The organism is Niveibacterium terrae, assembly GCF_048213115.1.
GTDB lineage: Bacteria > Pseudomonadota > Gammaproteobacteria > Burkholderiales > Rhodocyclaceae > Niveibacterium > Niveibacterium terrae.
On sequence record NZ_CP172404.1, the window covers coordinates 2,601,123 to 2,621,193 of the forward strand.

Consider the following 20,071-nt stretch of genomic DNA (forward strand, 5'->3'; position numbering starts at 1 on the left):
CGGGCACGCTTACCCTGAATCGCCTATCCCCTCCCCCGCACCGACATCCCGATCAAGGCCGGCCATGCAGCACAACACGCTCACCCTCCCCGCCCCGGCGCGCATCGCCGAGCCGCCCTCCCCGGCCCGGCTGCTCCGCATCACGCTGCTGCTCGGCTTGCTGACCGCCTTCGCGCCCTTCGCGACCGACATGTACCTGTCGAGCTTTCCGGACATCGCCGATCACTTTCACAGCAACGTCGGGCGGGTTCAGCTGAGCCTGTCCACCTTCATCGGCGGTCTGGCCATCGGACAGCTGCTCTACGGACCGCTGATCGACCGCTTCGGCCGGCGCATCCCGCTGCTCTGCGGGATTGCGCTGTTCGCGGCCACTTCGCTGCTTGCGATCTTCGCCCCGGGCATCGCAAGTTTCGTCGGCCTGCGTGCCCTTCAGGCTCTGGGCGGCTGCGCCGGCATCGTGATCAGCCGGGCGGTGATCCAGGACCTCTTCGACACGCACCAGGCGGCACGCGCGCTGTCGCTGATGATGCTGATTCAGGGAGTCGGTCCGGTCGCGGCCCCGATCGCCGGCGGCTATCTGCTGGCCGTCGCACCCTGGTGGAGCGTTTTCGCCTTCCTGACCCTGCTGGCTCTGGTTTGCTTCGCACTGACGATCCGGGAGCTGCCCGAGACGCTGGCCGTCGAGAACCGCCAACGGCAGAGCCTCGCCCGCATCGCGAAGGTATTCGGTCAGCTGCTGAGCGAGCCGGGCTTTCTGATTCCGACTCTGGCAAGCAGCCTGACCCTGGCTGCGATGTTCGCTTTCATCAGCGGCTCTTCCTTCGTCTATATGACGCTGCACGGCGTCCCCCAGCACCTGTTCGGCTGGCTTTTCGGTCTCAACACGCTGGGCATGGTTGCCGCCAGCCAGCTGAACCGTTTCCTGCTCCAGCGCTTCACGCCGCGACGCTTGTTCATCGCCGCGATGCTGATCAGTGCCGGCGCGGCGCTGCTGCTCTTCACCCAGACGAGGGCAGCGCATCTGTGGCAGCTCGCGCTGCCGCTCTTCTTCTGCACCGCACCGATTCCGGTGCTCGGCGCCAACGCGGTCGCAATCGCGATGGCGCGCAGCGGCAGGAACGCCGGCAGCGCCTCGTCGATCGTCGGCGTGATGCAGTTCGGCTTCGCCGGCCTCTCCGCCGCGTTGGTCGGCATCCTTCACGACGGCACGGCCTGGCCGATGACCGTCACGATGCTCGGCTGCGCGCTGGCCGGCTTTTTCGTGTTGATTCTCGGCCGCCGTCACCTCTGAGCGCCGGGGTCCGGTTTGGCTTGAAGGCGGGGCTCTGGTATACAAAGCCGCTGTCCGTCCGTCGGCATTCCCGGAGTCCCCGTGTTCCAGCTCAAAGATAAACTCGCCCATGTCCCCGAAGGTGCGGGTGCGCTGTTCTTCATCCAGATCTTCGCGACCCTGGGTTTCGCTGTCCTCTATTCGACGCTGGTCCTCTACGCGACGGGCCACCTGCACTTCTCGCTGAAAGATGCGGCCGCGATCATGGGCGTGTTCGGCGCCTTCAACTACGGCCTGCACCTGTTCGGCGGCTATCTGGGCGGACGCTTCCTCAGCAACCGCAACCTCTTCGTCGGCGGCATGGCGCTGCAGGTCGTCGGCTGCGCCGCGATCGCGGGCGGCACGCTCCCCCTGCTCTACTGGGGCCTCGCGCTGTTCCTGACCGGCAGCGGCCTGAACGTGACCTGCCTGAACATGATGCTGACCCAGCGCTTCAAGCCCGAGGACATCCGCCGCGAAGGCGCTTTCCTGTGGAACTACGCGGGCATGAACGTCGGCTTCTTCATCGGCTACACGGTCGCCGGTCACTACCAGCTCGCCGGCGACTATCCAAGCCTGTTCATCTTCGCGACGGTCGGCAACATCCTCGCGATCCTGCTCGCCGCCTTCAACTGGAAAGCGCTCGCGGATCTGGATACGCCGCTGCTCGACGCGAAGCCGGCGAATTTCAGGCTTCGCTTCGCGGCCGGCCTCGCGATCCTGATCGGCCTCGTCCCGATCGTCTGGTTCCTGCTTCAGAAGCCGGGCTCGACCGGAACCCTGGTCAAGGGCATCTGCGCACTGGTCGCCGCCGCCCTCGTCTTCCTGACGGTCCGCCATCCCGATCCGCGCGAACGCAACAACATGTGGGCCTTCCTGATCCTGTCGCTGGGCTCTCTGGTGTTCTGGACCCTGTACCAGATGGCGCCGAGCGGTTTGCAGATGTTCGCACTGAAGAACGTCGACCGAATGCTCTGGGGTTTCGAGATCGCGCCGCAGTGGATACAGAACATCAACACCGTCGTGATCGTGCTGGGCGGCCCGCTAATGTCGACGCTGTTCACACGGCTGCGCGCGCGCGGCTGGAACATCGACGTGCCGCGCCAGTTCGCGGTATCGCTGCTCTTGATGGGCCTGGGCTTTCTGGTCCTGCCGGTCGGCATCCAGCTTGCCGACGACAAGGGGATGTCGGCCTTCGTCTGGCTCTTCACGAGCTATGTGCTGCAGAGCGTCGGCGAGCTGCTGATCTCGCCGGTCGGCTATGCGATGATCGGCCGGATGGCGCCGCGCCAGTACCAGGGCGTGATGATGGGCAGCTGGATGCTGGTCACCGGCCTCGCCTCGCTGTTCGCAGGCGACTTCTCGGGGATGATCCCCGAGCCGACCGGAAGCGCCGCGCTGTCGACGAACAGCGCCTATGCGCGCCTCTTCGCCGAGCTCGGTCTCGGCAGCCTCGTCGTCGGCATCGCACTGCTGTTGCTGATCCCGGCGCTGCGCCGGCTGATCCGCGACCGGGTCGAGACCTGAGATCGGGAGGAAGCATGGCCGAAGCGCTGAAGGATCTCGTTGCCGCGCTGGCAGCGCTTCCCGAAGTCGAGGCGGTGATGCTCGGCGGCTCTCGCGCCGCGGGCTGCGGGGACGCGCGTTCCGACTACGACGTCTATGTCTATCTATCGGCCCCTCTCGCTCTTGATGTGCGGCGCGCCACGCTCGCCCCCCATCTGGGCGACATGGAATGGGACAACCGCTACTGGGAGTGCGAGGACGACGGAGAACTCGCTGACAGAACCGAAATCGAGTTGATCTACCGAAGCCGGGAATTCATCGAGGCACAGCTCGACGCGGTTCTGCTCCGCCATGAGGCCGGCACCGGTTATACGAGCTGCCTGTGGGCCAGCGTCGCAACGAGCCTGATCCTGTTCGACCGCTCGGGATGGGGCGCGGCGCTACTGGCCTGCAGCCGCTGTCCTTACCCCCGCCCGCTTGCGGAAGCGATCGTCCGCAAGAACTTCCCGCTGCTCGCCGACGCGCGCCCCGCCTACGCCCACCAGATCGCAAAAGCGCTCGCGCGCGGCGATGCGCCCAGCGTCAATCACCGCGTCGCCGCGCTCTTGGCGAGCTGGTTCGACCTCGTCTTCGCCGTCAATGAGCGCCCCCATCCGGGCGAAAAACGCCTGCTCGAGCATCTGGCCGCACTGCCAGACAGACCGGAAGGCTCGGCAGAGGCGCTACAAAACATCCTGGCCTTCGCGGGCCGGATGGATCCGGCCCTCGATCGCGAAGTCACCGCGCTCGCGCGCTCGACCCGTGCCTGGCTGACCGAACGCGGCTTCGCCGACTGCCTCACCAGCGATAGCCCAGCTTCGCGTAGAGGAAGCGACCGCTGAAACCATAGGGCGAGCTGTTGCTGTAAGGCAGGATGCCCGAGTTGCTGTTCGCCGCAAGCACGGTGTCCGGGTACTGATCGGTCACGTTGTCGACGCCACCGGTGATCGAGACCCGCCCCACCCGGTAAGTCGCGGCGAGATCGAGCACCCAGTTGGCACTGAAAGTCTGATCCTGGGCCGGATTCGCGTTATAGACCGTGAATTCGCCGTAGCGGGTCAGCTGGCCGTGCAGCGTCCACTCCGCACGCTTGTAATCGGTCCCCAGCGAGAGTTTGTCGGACGGCGAACCCTTGGTGATCCGCCCCTGCTCAACGCGGCCGATCCGGGTCAGGGACAGCCCGTTTTCGGACAACTGGGCGGGATTCGCCGCGATCGACCGGATATCGGTGTGCGTGTAGTTGTAGCCCAGCGACAGATCCGTCGTGCCGGCGCGGCCCAGGTCGAGGTGATAAGTGCTGACCAGATCGACTCCGCGGGTGCGCGTATCGACCGCATTCGTGAAATAGCGCCCGCCATCGACTCCGTCATAACCGTTGGTCGCAAGGAAAGAGCGCACCGCACTCCCGGTCAGGTTCTCCGACAACACGATGCGATCATCGATGTCGATCTGATAGGCATCGATGCTCGCATTCAAATTGCGCAGAGGCTGCAAGACCAGCCCCAGGCTCAAGTTGCGCGATTTCTCCGCCTTCAGGTTCTCGGCGCCCAGCTTTTTCGCAACCGGATCGCTGACGGCGAAGGTGCGCACATCATAGGGGACGCCACCGATGAAACCGGTCGTCGTCGTCGAATAGTATTGCTGAGCCAGCGAGGGTGCGCGGAATCCGGTCGATGCGGTGGCCCGGATCGCGGCCTTAGGGTTGAGGGCATAGCGGGCGGACAGCTTGGCTGAGGTCGCATCGCCGAAATCGCTGTAATGCTCGCCGCGCAAGGCAAGGCCGGCGCTGAAAGCCTCGGTGATATCCGCTTCGAGGTTCAGATAAAGCGATTCGCTGATCCGCGAGTGCGAACCGGAATCGGAAGGCCGGAAACCGGCAAAGACCTGGGCTCCGGTTCCGTAATAGGAGGCCGCGTCGCCCGCCGAGATCGCGTAGTTCTCCCGCCTCGCTTCGGCCCCCAGCACAAGCGCCAGAGGGCCTTTGAACCAGGACGGCGTGAATTCGCGCGACAGATCGGCATTGAGAAGAGTCTGTCCGTTCTTCAGGCTTCCTATGTTGAAACTGCGCGGGCTCGTCGCGCCCAGGCTGGTATTCAGACTGTTATCGACGTGCAGCTTGAAAGTATTCTCCCCGTAGTTGAGACTGGTATCCCAGCGCCAGCCATCGCCGAGCGCACCGCGCAGACCGACGACCAGAGACTGATCCTCGGAACTGCTCGTCTCCAGCGGCAGGAAACCTTGCGGATAGATGGACGGAATGTTGCGGCTGTCGAGCGCGGGGCGCCAGAACCCGGCCGACTGGGTATCGTGGCCGGTATAACCGCCGAATGCGTAGAGCTCGACGCCTCCGGTGAAATTGAACTGCCCGTTTGCGAACACCGAACGCTGGGTCGAATCGGGCTCGCCATAGCGCTGATTGACCTGGCCATAACGCGGTTCGGCGGGATTTCGGTAATCGGCACCCGCCCGATTCGTATAGCCCTGATCGTGATAGGCCGCGCTCAGGTGCAACCAGCCCTGATCGGCCAGCGAGACGCCCCCGTGGACGCCGAAATTGCTGTGTTTGCCATCGCCTTCGCCGTACTGGCCGAGGCCGACGACCGCCTCGCCGCTACTCGGCGATTTCTTCAGGATGATATTGACGACTCCGGCAATCGCATCGGAGCCATAGAGCGCGGCGGCCCCGTCGCGCAACACTTCGATCCGTTCGACCGCTTCGATCGGAATCGCATTCAGATCCACCGGCGCAGAGCCCCGGCCCTGGGTTCCGTTCGTGTTCAGGATGGCCGTCGTGTGGCGTCGCTTACCATTGACGAGGACCAGAGTCTGATCGGGCGAGAGGCCGCGCAATTGCGCCGGTTTGACCGCATCGCTGGTATCGGTGACCGAAGGACGGGGAAAATTGAAGGAAGGCAGCAGACGCGAGAGCACGGTATTCAGATCCGTCGCACCGGTCTTTTTCAGATCTTCCCCGCTGAGCACATCGACGGGCGATTGCGAATCGGTCGCGGTCCGGGTCGCCAGCCGCGTCCCGGTAACGATCACCTTGTCCCCCTCCGCCTCGGCGGCCAGGAGCTGAGCGCTCAAACTCGCAATCACCGCGGCCGTCAGGACACGCAATGCAAAAACATCCTGTTTCCGATTTCTCTGTCTGTCGATTGCCAAGTTCTTCATTGCCAGGTTTTCTCTCTTTTTTGGGGATACGCGGCGCAAATCCCTGCCGCTGGGGAAGAAAGAGAATAGGCAACAGCGATTGATGGACAAACGACCGTATTTTTCTTTGCTTATTTGGCAACAATTGCTTCCGCCCCCCTCTTGCCGCTGCCGGCTGCTAGACTCGCCCTCTTCGCGAACTGCCGGTGTTCCCCGTGTCCCTGTTCCGCTTGCTCGTCGCCCTCGCTCTGGTCTGCGCCGCTCTCGGCGCTCAGGCCGCGCCCTCGGTCGCTCAGTGGCTCTCCGAACCGGAAAAACCGCTGCGCTGGGGCGACTGGGATCGCGTGATGCTCAAAGCCACAGACCACGGCGCGGCCCCGGCCAACGATCATCCGGTCAGGCTGGACGCGCGCGACATCGCTGAACGCCTGACCCGGATCCGGGCTCTGCACGAGCAAAAGCTGCTGCCCGTGTTCTCGGATGACGAGATCGCCCGCCTCGCTCCGGTCATCGCCGAGGCGCTCGCTCATGCGCGCAGCGATCAGGACCTGCTCTTCCTGACCAGCGGCAAGCGCAGCTTCTTCGGCGACGCGCTCGCGAACGCCGGAAGGATCTTCTTTGCCAACGGAGAACTGAACCTGATCTTCGGCACCGTGGTTTCCGACGCGCTCGATTACCTGACGCTGGCCGACCGTCGCTCGCCACCGGTCGAATACGGCTCGCGCACGCTGCCGCCGCGCGGCGTCATGCTCGCGACGCCCCGCCCTGGCGAAGCCACACTGGTCAAGGACAACTGGATCCGCTTACCGATCGCCGCCACGCGGCTCAGCCCGCCCGTGGATCAGGGAGAGGCCGTGCGCCCGGCCGTCGAGGCGGGCGCGCGCGCGATCGCCAAGCCTCCCCGCAACACAGCACAGCGCCTCGAAGAACTCGGGCGCCTGCACAGCAGGGGGCTGATCGACGACGCGGAGTTCGCGCAGAAGCGCCGCGAACTTGAGAGCGAACCCTGATCCGGGCTCTCAGCAGCACTCGTTTTCGAGCTGATCGAGCAGAGCCAGCGCTTCCTCGTCCTGCCAGGCCTCGAACTCTTCGCGGATCGTGTTCAGATGGGAGTGGATCAGCAGCAGCGCATCGGCCTGAGGGACACCGGCGCTGCCCTGGCGTTTCTTCGCGAAGTAGTCCCAGAACGCGTTCGAGCGCCCGGGAAGCGCGAGATTGCGATCCACGAATTCGAGGATGCGCCGGGCGTTACCCGCGCAATCTATGCCCGCGAAACTGACATAGCGGTCGGCTTTCCCGCAGCCACAGTCGTCCATCGTCTTGCTCTCCCACCCGCAAATACGGACGGCGATGCAAGAGCCACGCCAGCTCAAACCCCTGATCCACAGGGCTCAGCCGACGGGAGCTCTGGCGGCTTCGCGACGAACCCCGACAATGTCAATGACGCCGACAAGCCTCAGACCGGCCTGACCCGCGCAGAGGAATACCTCATGCTTTAATGGCTTACCGACAGGAAAAACGTAATGACGAAATTCAGGAAGGCAGCCGGATCGCTGGGTATTCTTTTTATGAGCCTCAGCCCGCTCGCCCATGCGGACGAAGCCACCATCATCGTGGACAGTCCAAGCCTCCTCTACATCGGAAAGATCAGCCAGGAGGCGAACCGGAGGCTGTTCGATGCCTACCGCTCCCACAAGGACGAAATCAAATGGCTTGCCATCAGGAGCAAGGGCGGCAGCGTCGAAGACGGCCTGGAGTTAGGAAAGTGGGTGCACGAGCAGGGGCTGGGCATCAAGGTCTATGAGTACTGTCTTTCCTCGTGCGCGAACTACGTGTTCCCGGCCGCCAGTGAGAGGCTGCTCAGCAGCTTCGCGGTGATCGGTTATCACGGCGGGGCCTGCAGCACTCACTTCGATCGTTCGGCTCTGATGCAGCATCAGGCCGGAATGAGCGAAGCCGAAATCAGGAAGGACAATGAAGCGTTCAACGCCTATCTGACTCAGCAATGCGAAAAAGAGCGGAGCTTCTACAAGGGGATCGGGGTCCGCGACGACCTCGCCACGCTGGGTCAGTCGCCGGAATACGAAACCTTGTTTGAGACATCCCCTGCAGCGCTGGGTTGGACTTACAGCCCGAAGGCATTCGAAAAGCTGGGTATCCGGGGCATCCAGGTCATCAATCCTCCTTGGCGCCCCAATTTCCCAGCCTCGGACGCCACGGTGATCACGATCGACTTCTGATTCCGCCCAGGGTTTGTCGCTCTCCGGGGCGGCTATCGCTCAAACACCCGAGGGCGGGATGACGGCTCACGGGAAAGGGGAATCCGCGTTCGTCCGCGAAATCCGCGGCGCGGCTTCGGTCTTGTGTTTTAGACCGGCCGGATCGTCTTGTGCAGCACCAGCGCCGCGGCGCCGACCGCAACCGCGAGCGGCCCGAAGCGGGTGATCCGCAAATCGGGGCCGGGCAGACCCGCCTCTTCTGTATAGCGCGCGAGCCGCGCGAAGGCCGCGGAGAGGAAGGCGTCACCGAGCGCGCAGCTGGGGCCGCCGAGCACGATCCGCCCCGGGTTGAACAGGGTCCAGAGGTTCTGGATCAGAACGCCGAGCGCGCGCCCCGCCTCCCCGACGACGGCGAGCGCACGCTCGTCGCCGAAGTCGAGCTGGGTGCGGATCGCCGCGAGGCTCAGGCCCGGGGCGATTCGCGCGCTGATCGCGTTGAGGCCGATGAAAGCTTCGGCACAGCCGTGGCGACCGCAGGAGCACAAGGGGCCGTCCACCTTCAGGATCGTGTGGCCGACTTCGCCGGCGAAGCCGTTCGCGCCGACGAAGAGGCGAGCTCCCGCGACGATGCCGGCACCGACACCAATGCCCAGACTGACGAAGATCAGCGGCTCGGGCACTTCGCCTTCACCGAACTCGAACTCACCGAGCGCGGCGACGTCGGCTTCGTTGTGCACGTGGATAGGAACATCGTCGAGTCCAACCCGGGCCAGCGCGGCGCCAAGAGGCTCCCGGATCGCGACATCCCGCCAGCCCAGGTTGGGCGCGAACTTCAGCGTCCCCGCCGCCTCATCGACGCCGCCGGGCAGACCTACACCGATCCCGAGCAGGCCGCGACCCTGCATGCGCAGACTCAAGGCTTCCTCGCTGAGCATACGGGCGAGGCGTTCGAGCACCATCGCGGCATCGTTGCCGACAATCGCTTCGCTGCGCGAAGCGAGGATCTCCCCGTTCAGCGAGGTCGCGACCACATGCAAACCATCGACCCCGAGATCGGCGCCGATCAAAGCGAGACGCAGCGGATCGATCGCGAGCGGGGTGGGCCGGCGGCCCAGCGCGCCGGTTGCCTGAATTTCGTGCTCGACGAGCCAGCCTTCGTTGATCAGATCCTGGCACAGCAGGCTGACCGTGGACCGGGTCAAGCCGGTCAGCTTGGCCAGATCCGCTCGCGAAAGCCCGGCCTGTTGCCGGATCGCGCGAACCAGGGCCATCCGGTTGATCTGTTTGAGCAGGCTCTGATCACCAGTAATCGACATACTCGGGGGGCGTACTAAACTTTCAGAAAAAGGCCTGCCGTAGCAACAGTACTTGCGGCGCTTCGAGTATATCGGCTTTGTCCGCCGAGAGGCCGATTGCGCCTCCCGGCAAGCCTTGAGCTTTGCAAGGACAGAGTCAGACCTGGAAGCGATCGACCTGGGCGTTCAGCACATCCGAGACTTTCTGCAGATCGCTTGCCGTCGCGGCGGACTCGCGCATCAGGCCGCTGGTCTGCTCGACCATGCGGGCGATCTGCTCGACTCTCTGCGCGATGCTGGTCGAAACCGCCCCCTGCTCGCGGGTCGCCTCGGCGACCTCGCGAATGCGCTCGAGCGAGAGCTGGGCGCCATCGCGAATCGCCCGCAGCGTGCCGGCGGCCGCGCCGGCCAGCCTGACGCCTTCATCGACCTGGGGCAGAGCGGCCGCCATGACTTCGGTCACTGCGCTGGTGTCGCCCTGGATGGCCGCGATCATCTGCTCGATCTCGACCGTCGCCAGCGATGTCCGCTCGGCGAGCTTGCGCACCTCATCGGCGACGACCGCAAAACCGCGTCCCTGCTCGCCGGCCCGGGCGGCCTCGATCGCCGCGTTGAGCGCGAGCAGATTGGTCTGCCCGGCGATCTCCTTGATCACCGCCGCGATCGTCGAGATCTTCCTGGCCTGCTCGTCGAGCGAATGGATACGCTCGGCCGCGTCGGAGACGGTCGAGGCGAGGCGCTCGATTCCGGCGCTGGCCTGGCTGACCTGAACCTCCCCCTCCCCGGCGAGCCGCGCCGCGTCGGAGGAACGCCGTTCGGTGTCCGCCGCCGAATCCGAGATGTGGTTCACGCTGACCGTCATCTCTTCGATCGCAGCGGCCATCGCGGAAGTCGCATCCGACTGCTCCTGCGCGGCATCGGCCACCTCGTGCGAGGTCCCGGCGATCTTTTCCGCTCCCAGGCGCAGGCGGTGCGAGCCGTCACGGATATCGATCAGCATCGCGCGCATCGCGCTCAGAGTCGCATCGAAAGCGCCCAGCATGCTGCCGGGCACGCTCTGAATGCCGTCGGTGCGCAGATCGCCTTCGGCCGCCCTCTCCATCCGGGCGATCGCATCGTGAGGCTCGCCGCCGACCTGGCGCATCACGCTGCGGACGATCGCGGCCCCCGTGCTGCCGAGCACCAGCAACAGGATCACGAGTTCGATCGCCCCCTTGCCGACTTCCCGCCATAGCTCGGCATTGAGATCGTCCATCCAGACTCCCGTACCGAGAAACCAGCCCCAGGGTTCGAAGCTCATCAGATACTGGAGCTTGGCCACCGGTACCTGCCCCGCCTTGCGCGGGAAGAAGGAATCGACGAAAGCATCCTGCCGTCCCTTGAGCGCATCGATCAGTTCCTGGACAGGATAGTGGCCACGGCTGTCCTTGAGGTTCTGCGCGACATTGGTTCCGATCAGATCCTTGCGGACATGGTGGATGTTGATGCCATCCATCTGATAAACGTAGAGGTACTCGGCCTTGCGGTTCTCGCCGCCGTAGCGGATCTGCGCAATCGCGGCAATCGCGGCCTTCTGGGCATCCGCTCTGGGCATACCCGCCGCCTCGCGGGCCTGATATTCGCTGAGAATGTTGTGGGCCGACTCGACAACGGCTTTTATCATCGCCTGGCGCCCGGCAATCAGGCTCTTGCGCTGCTCGACGACCGACACCGTGAGCAGAACCATCCCCGAAAGGCAGGCCACGGCCAGCATCAGCAGAATCTTTGATTTCAGGCGCAGTTTTTCCAGCATTTTTGTCTCCTTCTTTTTTTGATATGAGCGATTTCGCCCAGCCTGATCGACGAAACGCATGACAAATAACGGTTCAGCGCCGGCGTTCTTGATCCTCATTGAAGAAAAGCGCCATCCGTTTCGCTGAAAAGGCCAGGGCATGGCTCCAGATTTTTTTGCCAAAGCCGTTAGTCCATGGAGGTGATAAGCATCAGCATTCCCATGGCCTTGTCTGCTCGCGTCCCACAGCCAAGATGACACGCTCGCTGCGCCTGACCATCCTGTTTTTCGTTGCGATCGGCCTGGTGTTGCCGGCAGCCTTGAGCCTTGCGGTGATCTATTCCGGGGCGGACAGGGAAACGAAACGCCAGATCGGCGCGCAGCTCGATCAATACACCGACATCCTGGCCTTCGGCGCACGCGATCCGCTCTGGAACATGGATCCGGAGTCGCTCCGCCCTCTGGCCGAAGCACTCACCAACAACCCCGATGTCGTGCTGATCACGATCCGCGATCAGGCCGCAGGCCCCCTGCTGAGTCTGGATCACCGCAAGCCCAATGTCGCCGTGCGCTACGCGACACGCAAGGTGATGTTCCGCGACCGCGAGTTGGGCTCGGTCGTGGTCGGCATCACCGGCGAGAGCCTGATCGCCCGGAACCGTCAGCAGATCGGTGCCCAGACGACGACGATGCTGATCCAGCTGACGCTCGCGACCGTGCTGATCTTCATGCTGCTAAGGCGGCAGCTGATCGAACCGCTCGAGACACTCGGCGAAGCGGCCGACGCGCTGGCTCATGGCAAGCTCGAACACCCGATTCCCGCACTGGGCAGAAACGAGATCGGTCGCCTCGGCCAACGCCTGGAGAGCACGCGGCGCAAGCTGCTGAGGCTGTTCGCGAGCCTCGAAGACAAGAACACCGCTCTGGCCCACGAGCTGGGCGAGCGCGAACGCTCCGACCGCGCGCGCCGCGAAAGCGAGGATCTGCTGCGCACCGTTTTCGCTCTCGCGGCCGAACCGCTGATCGTGCGCCGCCGCCGCGACAACCTGCAGCTGCTGAGCAACCCGGCCTGGCTGGCCGCTTTCGGCCGAACCGACGCAGACGAGAGCGCGCCCCTCTGGGTCGATCCGGCGCAGAGGCAGAGCTGTTACGAGAGCCTCGATCGGGAAGGCGGTTTCGCCCAGCGGGAGGTCAGGCTGCGCCACCGCAACGGGAGCGAGGTTCTGATGCTCGCATCGGCGTCCTGCTTTGAAAACCTGGGCGAAGCCTGCGTGCTCTGGAGCCTGCACGACATCACCGCGGCGCGCGCCGCGGAGGACGCTTTGCGCGAAAACGAGCAGCAGTTCGTTGCGCTCTTCCGCTACGCGCCGGTTCCGCTGTGCATCATCGACATTGAGGACGAAGCGCGGATCGTCGACGTAAACAGCCCTTTTGAAGCCGAGTTCGGACTCCCGCGCGCAGACTGCCGGGGGCGCGCCTTAGCCTCGCTCGGTCTTTGGGCGCAAGAGGCGGATGGAGAGCGCTTCATGGGTCTGCTCGAAGAGCATAGCCACGACAAGATCGAGGCCTGGATGCGCACCGAGCAAGGTCCGACCTGCCGCGACATCGCCGGCCGGCACATGACTTTGCGCGATCGCCACTGCTTCGTCTGGAGCGCGATCGACGTCACCCCGATCATCCGCGCCAAGCAGGAGGTCGATGAAGTCAATCGCAACCTCGAAGCGAAAGTCGCACTGCGCACGCAGGCGCTCGAGCGCAGCAAACAGGAGCTCGAAGCGAGCATAGAAAAGCTTGGCCTCACCCAGGCGCAGCTGGTGCAGAGCGAAAAGCTCGCGGCGCTCGGATCACTGGTTGCCGGAATCGCTCATGAACTGAACACGCCGATCGGCAACTGCGTGATGGTCGCGAGCACGCTCGAAGATGAAAGGGTCAAGCTCACACGGGAAATCGAAACCGGTCTGAGCCGCAGCGCGCTGACCGCCTATTTCGAACTGCTGCGCGAGGGCAACGAATCGCTGACCCGAAACCTCGGACGCGCCGCCGATCTGGTCACCAGCTTCAAGCAGGTTGCGGTCGACCAGACCAGCTCGCAGAGGAGGATCTTCGATCTGCGCGAGATCATCCGCGAGATCGAGATCACGCTGGCTCCGACTCTACGCAAGTCGAATGCACGTTTTCTGAACGCGGTCGAGGACGGCATCATCATGGACGGCTATCCGGGACCTCTGGGTCAGGTCATCACCAACCTCACCAGCAATGCGGTCACCCACGGTTTCGAGGGGCGCAGCGAAGGCGGCTGCATCACGATCAGCGCCGAGCCTTCGCCCGACGGCCAGGTCAGGCTGTGCGTCGAGGACGATGGATGCGGCATCCCCGAAGCGAATCTGGCCCGGATCTTCGACCCCTTCTTTACGACCCGGCTCGGCAAGGGCGGCAGCGGGCTCGGTTTACACATCGTCTATAACATCATCACGGGCGTCCTCGGCGGACAGATCGCCGTTGACTCGCACCCCGGAAAAGGCAGCCGCTTCTATCTGAACTTGCCACGCAAAGCGCCACAGGGCGGGGGGATCACACCATGACGGGCTGGCTCCATCTCGGCTCCCGAAGCGGGAGCAAGTCGCCGATGGCACCGCCCCCCCAGCAGACGAACGCCGAACTCCAGCAAGCTCTGCTCGCCTCGCAGGCCCGCCTCGCCGCGCTGACCTCCTCGCCGCGCATCGGCATCTTCGAGTGCAGCCGATCTGGTACGGTACGGGCTGCGAACCCGGCGATGGGCGAATTCTGCGACTTCGCGCCTCACGAGCTGAACGGAAGGAACTGGAAGGACTGCCTGCACGCCGCCGATCCCGACATCGACGAACAATGGGCCGCGCTGTGCTCGGGCAGGGGCTTTGGCCAGATCGAAGGACGCTTTGGCCGCCCGGGTGCCACACGCAGCCTGCACATCGAATTCGCCCCCATCCTCCAGCCCGGCGGCGGCTACATGGCCAGCGTCGAAGACTTCAGCGCCATTCGCGCTGCGGAACTGGCCCGCCGCAACAGCGAACACCGCCTGAGCCAGATCATCGAGCTGACCCCCGACCTGATCGTGCTGACCCGCCTCAGCGACGGCCGCATCGTCGACCTCAACGCCGCCTGGGAGAGGATTACCGGCTGGACACGCGAACAGTCGATCGGGCGCACGACGACCGAACTGGGACTGTGGAAGAACAGCGAGGAGCGCGCCGCGATCCTCGCCAGCTTCGACGCCAGCGGCAAGCTGCTCGGCTACTGCGGTTCGCTGAGGCGGCACGACGGAACGCTGGGCAACATGGAGATGAATGCCTGGAAGATAGAGCAGAACGGCGAGCCCTTGCTGCTGACCATCGTCCGCGACACGACCGAAAACGAAACGCTGAGGCGGGAAGCCGCCCTGGCCGCCGCCGCCCAGGCCCGTTCGATGGCGATGTTCTCCGATGCCTTCAATGCGATACCGACGTTTGCCTGCATCTCCCGCGCTTCCGACGACAAGATCATCCACGTCAACGAGTGCTTCGAACTGACGACCGGCATCAGTCGCGAGAACGCGATAGGCCACACGGGCAATGAGCTGGGGCTGTGGGCCTTCCCCCTGGAGCGCACCGACTTTCTGGCCCGGCTCAACGCCGAGCGGGCGGTGCGCAGCTTTCCCGCCCATCTGTCCCGGCTCGACGGACGCCTGCGCGCGGTCTCGCTCAATGCCGCGCTGTACAACGAGGACAGGGACACCTACCGGATCATCATCGCGCGCGACCTGACCGATGAACTCGCCGCCGAGACCGCGCTGCGCGACGCCGAGAACAACTTCCAGTCCTTCTTCGCGATGGCGCCCATTCCTCTGGTCGTCACAAAGAGCAACGGCGAATTCATCGCGGTCAATCGGGCGTGGAGCCAGAGCTTCGGCTGGAGCGAACAGGAGGTCATCAATCGGAGCTCCCCAGAATTCGGAGCGCCCTTCCATATCCACCCCGAAGATAGAGCACGGATGTATGCGACGCTGCGCAGCCTGTCCCGCGTCGACCGGCTCGATGTCCGGGCCCGGCGCAAGGACGGCAGCGAGGCCTTCGTTTCGATGCATGCGGTCCCCGGCAAGGTGGACGGCAGGGAGGTAATCCTCTGGTCAATCGAGGATGTCACCCGTCTGCGCCAGGCCCATGAGCAGATCAGTGAGCTCAACGCCCGCCTCAAGCAGCAGATCGAGGACAGCGCCCGGGCGCTCGCGACGGCGGTAGGCGATCTGGGGCGAACCCGCGAGGAGCTGATCCGCAACGCCCGCCTCTCGGCGCTGGGCGCGCTGATGGCCACGCTGACCCACGAGCTGAACACACCGATCGGCAACAGCGTAACCGCGGCGACCGCATTCCAGGCCCGCACGCACGAGCTGTTGCAGACCCTCGACGAAGGGCAGCTTCGCCGTTCGACGCTCGAAGAATTCGCCCGGGATGCGCGCGAAGCTTCGGATCTGACACTGCGCAATCTGGAACACGCGCGCGAACTGCTCACCAGCTTCAAGCAGGTCGCCGCCGATCAGCTCAGCGAGAAGCGGCGCAGCTTCGATCTCGCGGCCCGCATCAGCGATCTGCTGCGAACCCTGAGCCCAGGGCTGCGCCACTGCGGCCTGCGCGTCGAGAGCCGGATCGATCCCGGTCTGACGATGGACAGCTATCCGGGCTCGCTCGATCAGGTTCTGACCAACCTGATCAACAACGCCCAGCAACACGGCCTGGACGGAGTCCAGGACGGGACGATCACGATAGAGGGGCATGCCATCGGCAACGAAACGCTGATCCTCGCGATCAGCGACAATGGCAAAGGGGTCGCGCAAGAGCTGCGCGAGCGCATCTTCGAACCCTTTTTCACGACGCGCGAAGGCCGCGGCGGAACAGGACTGGGCCTGCACATCGTACAGGGCATCGTAAGCGATCCTCTTGGTGGCAGAATCCGGGTTGGCGACTCTCCTCAGGGAGGGGCTTGTTTCACGCTCGAGCTGCCGCTGTCCGCTCCCAAACCCGCGGCCCGCCCGAACACGGATTCGGACACCCCGTCAACACAGGACTCCAGGCACCTCCATGAATGTCGCAATCATCGATGACACGCCAGTCAATCTGGCCCTGATGCAGGCACTGGTGGGCAAGATCGAACACTGCACGAGCCACGCCTTCGTCGATCCCCGGGAGGGGCTTGCCTGGTGCCTCGCGAACGACCCGGATCTCGTCATCGTCGATTACATGATGCCCGAGCTCGACGGGCTGGAGCTGATCCGTCGGCTGCGCGCGACGGATCAGTCGGACGAACTCCCCATGCTGATGGTCACCGCCGCCCACGAGAAGGAGGTCCGCTACGAAGCGCTCGAATGCGGTGCGACCGATTTCCTGACCAAACCGATAGACAAGAACGAGTTCCTTCCCCGAGTCCGCAACATGCTCGCGCTTCGCCAGCATTCGGTGATGCTGCGCAACCGCGCCTCCGAACTCGCCAAAGCTGTGCGCCTGGCGACAGCCGAGATCCATGAGCGGGAGCGCGAGACCGTAACGCGGCTCGCGAAAGCCGCCGAGTTCCGCGACCCCGAAACCGGCGCCCACATCATGAGGATGGCGCATTTCTCGCGGCTGATCGGCAAGCATCTGGGGCTGGAGAGCGAGGATCTGGACATGCTCTTCGCCGCGGCGCCGATGCACGATGTCGGCAAGCTCGGAACGCCTGACCACATCCTGCTCAAACCGGACAGGCTGACGCCCGAAGAGTTCGAGATCATGAAAGAACACACCTCGATAGGCTACGAGATTCTGAAGGATTCGAGCTCGCCCGTCATCAGGCTGGGCGCCGAGATCGCGCTGACCCATCACGAGAGGTTCGACGGCAAAGGCTATCCGCGCGGGCTCTTCGGCGAGGCGATTCCGCTGCCCGGCCGGATCGTCGCGGTTGCCGATGTCTTCGATGCGCTGAGTTCGGTGCGCCCCTACAAGCCCGCCTGGGAACTCAAGGACACTTGCGATTATCTGCGGCGCGGGCGCGGAGAACACTTCGACGCACGCTGCGTCGATGCTTTCCTCGACCACTGGGACGAAGTGCAGCAGATCCGCGAGAGATTCAGTGACTGAGTCGGGAATTCACGGAGCACTGCTCCGTGCCGATGAGCGAAGCCGGGAATTCGCAAAGCACTGCTTTGCGCCGGCTGAGCCGGTTCGGCATGCAGACCGAACCGTTTAGCACGGTGTGCAAACCGGGCCTGTGCGCTTCACGCAGAAAGACAGAAGCTTCGAACCCACGGCACTGCTCCGTGCCGATGAGCGAAGCCGGGAATTCGCAAAGCACTGCTTTGCGCCGGCTGAGCCGGTTCGGCATGCAGACCGAACCGTTGAACGAAGCCGGGAATTCGCAAAGCACTGCTTTGCGCCGGCTGAGCCGGTCGGCTGTGCACAGCCGACCGGCGGGTCGGTAAGGACTTTCAGTTTCCGCCGGTGCTGCGCTTTTCCAGTTCGGCGAGCTTCGTGTGGCGCAGATCCTCACCGCGGGCCATGTAGAAAACGTACTGGGCCATGTTCTTCGCATGGTCGCCGATCCGCTCCAGCGCCCGCGCGACGAAGATCAGGTCGATGCCACCCGAGATCGTGCGCGGATCTTCCATCATGTAGGTGATGACCTGGCGCATCACTCCCTTGAACTCGGCGTCGAGCGCCTTGTCCTCGCGGACGACCTCGGTCGCGCCCTCGGTGTCGAGGCGGGCGAAACAGTCGAGCGCGTGGCGCAGCTGCGCGACGGCCAGATCGCCCATGTGCCTGACCTGGACATCGGGCACGGCGAGCGAACCGACATGGATCGCCTTGGCCATCTTCGCGATCTTCTTCGCTTCATCGCCGATCCGTTCCAGATCGGTGATCGTCTTGATCACGGTCGTGATCAGGCGCAGGTCGATCGCCGCCGGCTGCCTCTTCGCGATGACCTGGGTGCAGGCTTCATCGAGTTCGAGTTCGAGCTGATTGACGCGGTGATCGTCGTCGATGACCGCCTCGACCAGAGTCTGCTCGCCTTCGACGAGGCCTTCGATCGCCCGCGAAATCTGCTGCTCGACAAAGCCCCCCATCTGCAGGACGCGGGTGCGGATGTTCTCCAGTTCGAGGTCGAACTGCTTGGAAGTGTGTTCGGACATGCTCATTCCCTTTCAGGCATAACCGGTAAAGGCTAACAGGGGGACATTGCAGCGACGTTTCAGTCGCGCACGAAAGAGACCACTCCGTCGGCCGAGCTGAGCAGCAACAGGTCGACCGGGCGGCGCGCGAACAGACCGTTCGTGACGACACCGCTGATGTGGTCGATCGCCGACTCGAGCCCGACCGGATCGGTGATCGCAAGGCCGTGCACGTCGAGGATCAGGTTGCCATTGTCAGTGATGACGCCTTCGCGCCACTTCGGCTCCCCGCCCAAAGCCTTGAGACGGCGCGCGACATGCTCGCGCGCCATCGGGATCACTTCGACCGGCAGCGGGAAGCGGCCCAGCACCTCGACCTTCTTGCTCGCGTCGGCGATGCAGATGAAGCGGCTGGCGACCGCGGCAACGATCTTCTCGCGGGTCAGCGCGGCCCCCCCCCCCTTGATTGCCGAGAGGCCAGCGTCGACTTCGTCAGCGCCATCGACGTAGAAAGGGATCTCGCTGACTTCGTTGAGATCGAAGACCTTGAAACCGATCGACTCCAGGCGCTCCCGGCTCGCTTCCGAGCTCGCGACCGCACCGCAGAAATGGCCTTGCAGAGGCGCCAGCGCATCGATGAAACAGTTGGCGGTGGAGCCGGTTCCGACGCCGATCACCGAGCCTTGCGGCGCGTTTTTCCTGACGTAGTCGACTGCGGCCTGCGCGACGAGGCGCTTGAGTTCATCCTGGGTCATGGCAAAAGCTTTGTGTGCAAAGCGCCATTGTAGCGAAGCGATCGCTGCATCGCCTTTCATGTGCGCGCAACAATCCGCCTGCACGATGGATTCATGCCGCAAGTCCGCACCGTCTTCCTCTCCGACATCCACCTCGGGACCCGCGCCTGCCAGGCCGAGCGCCTGCTCGAATTCCTGCGCGAGCACCCGGCCGAAAAACTCTTCCTGATCGGCGACATCGTCGATTTCTGGGCGATGAACCGGGGCATCCACTGGAGCCCGGCGCAGAACACGGTCGTCCAGAAGATGCTCCGGCGGGCCCGTCACGGTGAAGAGGTGATCCTCGTCCCCGGCAACCACGATGAAGCGCTGCGCGATTACTGCGGCACGGTCTTCGGCGACATCCGGGTCGAGTCCGAATGGGTGCACGAGATGGCCGACGGCCGTCGCTTCCTGCTCGTCCATGGCGACGAATTCGACGAGGTCACCCGCTACCACCGCTGGGTCGCCGTGCTGGGCGACATTGCCTACAACCTGCTCGTGCGGATCAACATCGCGATCTCGTGGGCAAGGCGCAAGCTCGGCATCGCCGGTTACTGGTCGCTGGCGGGTTATGCGAAGCGCAAGGTCAAGCGCGCGCTGCAGTTCATCTTCGATTTCGAACAGAACGTGATCCGCGCCGCCCGCGAGCGCCGCCTCGACGGAGTGATCTGCGGCCACATCCACTGGGCGGCGATCCGCGAGATCGGCGCGCTGACCTACGTCAACTGCGGGGACTGGGTCGATTCGTGCAGCGCAATCGTTGAACACCACGACGGCCGGCTCGAACTGATCCGTTGGGGCGAACGCAAAAGCTTCGCCAACCCCGTCCCGGAAATGGCCGAGGAAATCTGAA

The 20,071-nt window shown here is 64.2% G+C and carries 15 protein-coding genes; 9 read left to right on the top strand and 6 right to left on the bottom strand.

Annotated features, from left to right (window positions below; genetic code table 11):
* Positions 1-64 precede the first annotated feature (64 nt).
* The 3 genes from ACHFB9_RS12010 to ACHFB9_RS12020 all read left to right on the top strand — a co-directional run bounded on the left by ACHFB9_RS12010 (position 65) and on the right by ACHFB9_RS12020 (position 3,696).
* Positions 65-1,291 carry a multidrug effflux MFS transporter gene (locus tag ACHFB9_RS12010; protein WP_417067404.1) on the top strand — a complete coding sequence of 409 codons (1,227 nt, stop codon included), beginning with the start codon at positions 65-67 and terminating at the stop codon, positions 1,289-1,291.
* Positions 1,292-1,372: 81 nt separating this feature from the next.
* Positions 1,373-2,836 (top strand): peptide MFS transporter, encoded by a 1,464-nt coding sequence (locus tag ACHFB9_RS12015; protein ID WP_417067406.1) that lies wholly within the window; start codon positions 1,373-1,375, stop codon positions 2,834-2,836.
* A gap of 14 nt (positions 2,837-2,850) precedes the next feature.
* Complete coding sequence (locus tag ACHFB9_RS12020; protein ID WP_417067408.1) at positions 2,851-3,696, top strand: hypothetical protein; 846 nt, start codon at positions 2,851-2,853, stop codon at positions 3,694-3,696.
* Here ACHFB9_RS12020 and ACHFB9_RS12025 read toward each other — a convergent pair.
* Positions 3,653-5,974 carry a TonB-dependent receptor plug domain-containing protein gene (locus ACHFB9_RS12025; RefSeq protein WP_417067409.1) on the bottom strand — a complete coding sequence of 774 codons (2,322 nt, stop codon included), beginning with the start codon at positions 5,972-5,974 and terminating at the stop codon, positions 3,653-3,655. The two genes, ACHFB9_RS12020 and ACHFB9_RS12025, sit on opposite strands and share 44 nt — an antisense overlap.
* A gap of 248 nt (positions 5,975-6,222) precedes the next feature.
* Here ACHFB9_RS12025 and ACHFB9_RS12030 point away from each other — a divergent pair, with 248 nt between their 5' ends.
* The gene (locus ACHFB9_RS12030) at positions 6,223-7,017 is read left to right on the top strand and encodes an SHOCT domain-containing protein (RefSeq protein ID WP_417067410.1); all 795 of its coding nucleotides are present in this window, start codon (positions 6,223-6,225) and stop codon (positions 7,015-7,017) included.
* A gap of 9 nt (positions 7,018-7,026) precedes the next feature.
* On the opposite strand, the gene cowN is transcribed toward ACHFB9_RS12030, so the two are convergent.
* The gene (gene cowN, locus ACHFB9_RS12035; protein ID WP_417067412.1) at positions 7,027-7,323 is read right to left on the bottom strand and encodes a N(2)-fixation sustaining protein CowN; all 297 of its coding nucleotides are present in this window, start codon (positions 7,321-7,323) and stop codon (positions 7,027-7,029) included.
* 207 nt (positions 7,324-7,530) lie between these two features.
* On the opposite strand from cowN, the gene ACHFB9_RS12040 reads away from it, so the two are divergent.
* The gene (locus tag ACHFB9_RS12040) at positions 7,531-8,247 is read left to right on the top strand and encodes a hypothetical protein (RefSeq protein ID WP_417067413.1); all 717 of its coding nucleotides are present in this window, start codon (positions 7,531-7,533) and stop codon (positions 8,245-8,247) included.
* 128 nt (positions 8,248-8,375) lie between these two features.
* Here the strand turns inward: ACHFB9_RS12040 and ACHFB9_RS12045 are convergent, their stop codons facing one another.
* Both ACHFB9_RS12045 and ACHFB9_RS12050 read right to left on the bottom strand, forming a co-directional pair.
* Positions 8,376-9,542, bottom strand: coding sequence for an ROK family protein (locus ACHFB9_RS12045; protein WP_417067415.1), 1,167 nt, complete (start codon positions 9,540-9,542; stop codon positions 8,376-8,378).
* 136 nt (positions 9,543-9,678) lie between these two features.
* Positions 9,679-11,313 carry a methyl-accepting chemotaxis protein gene (locus tag ACHFB9_RS12050; protein WP_417067417.1) on the bottom strand — a complete coding sequence of 545 codons (1,635 nt, stop codon included), beginning with the start codon at positions 11,311-11,313 and terminating at the stop codon, positions 9,679-9,681.
* Between the two features lie 233 nt (positions 11,314-11,546).
* Between ACHFB9_RS12050 and ACHFB9_RS12055 the strand changes: the two genes are divergently transcribed.
* Genes ACHFB9_RS12055 through ACHFB9_RS12065 form a run of 3 tightly spaced genes read left to right on the top strand, consistent with a single transcriptional unit; the run spans position 11,547 to position 17,414 of the window.
* Positions 11,547-13,874 carry an ATP-binding protein gene (locus ACHFB9_RS12055; protein WP_417067419.1) on the top strand — a complete coding sequence of 776 codons (2,328 nt, stop codon included), beginning with the start codon at positions 11,547-11,549 and terminating at the stop codon, positions 13,872-13,874.
* A gap of 44 nt (positions 13,875-13,918) precedes the next feature.
* Complete coding sequence (locus ACHFB9_RS12060) at positions 13,919-16,405, top strand: PAS domain-containing sensor histidine kinase (RefSeq protein ID WP_417067421.1); 2,487 nt, start codon at positions 13,919-13,921, stop codon at positions 16,403-16,405.
* Complete coding sequence (locus ACHFB9_RS12065) at positions 16,383-17,414, top strand: HD domain-containing phosphohydrolase (protein WP_417067422.1); 1,032 nt, start codon at positions 16,383-16,385, stop codon at positions 17,412-17,414. The genes ACHFB9_RS12060 and ACHFB9_RS12065 overlap by 23 nt, the downstream gene beginning before the upstream one ends.
* Positions 17,415-17,761: 347 nt before the next feature.
* Here the strand turns inward: ACHFB9_RS12065 and phoU are convergent, their stop codons facing one another.
* Entirely contained in the window at positions 17,762-18,463 is a 702-nt protein-coding gene (gene phoU / locus ACHFB9_RS12070) for a phosphate signaling complex protein PhoU (protein ID WP_417067423.1), read from the bottom strand.
* Between the two features lie 59 nt (positions 18,464-18,522).
* On the bottom strand, positions 18,523-19,197 hold the full coding sequence (gene rpiA / locus ACHFB9_RS12075) for a ribose-5-phosphate isomerase RpiA (RefSeq protein WP_417071374.1): 675 nt from the start codon (positions 19,195-19,197) through the stop codon (positions 18,523-18,525).
* A 93-nt stretch (positions 19,198-19,290) separates the two neighbouring features.
* On the opposite strand from rpiA, the gene ACHFB9_RS12080 reads away from it, so the two are divergent.
* On the top strand, positions 19,291-20,070 hold the full coding sequence (locus ACHFB9_RS12080) for a UDP-2,3-diacylglucosamine diphosphatase (protein ID WP_417067425.1): 780 nt from the start codon (positions 19,291-19,293) through the stop codon (positions 20,068-20,070).
* Position 20,071: the final 1 nt, after the last annotated feature.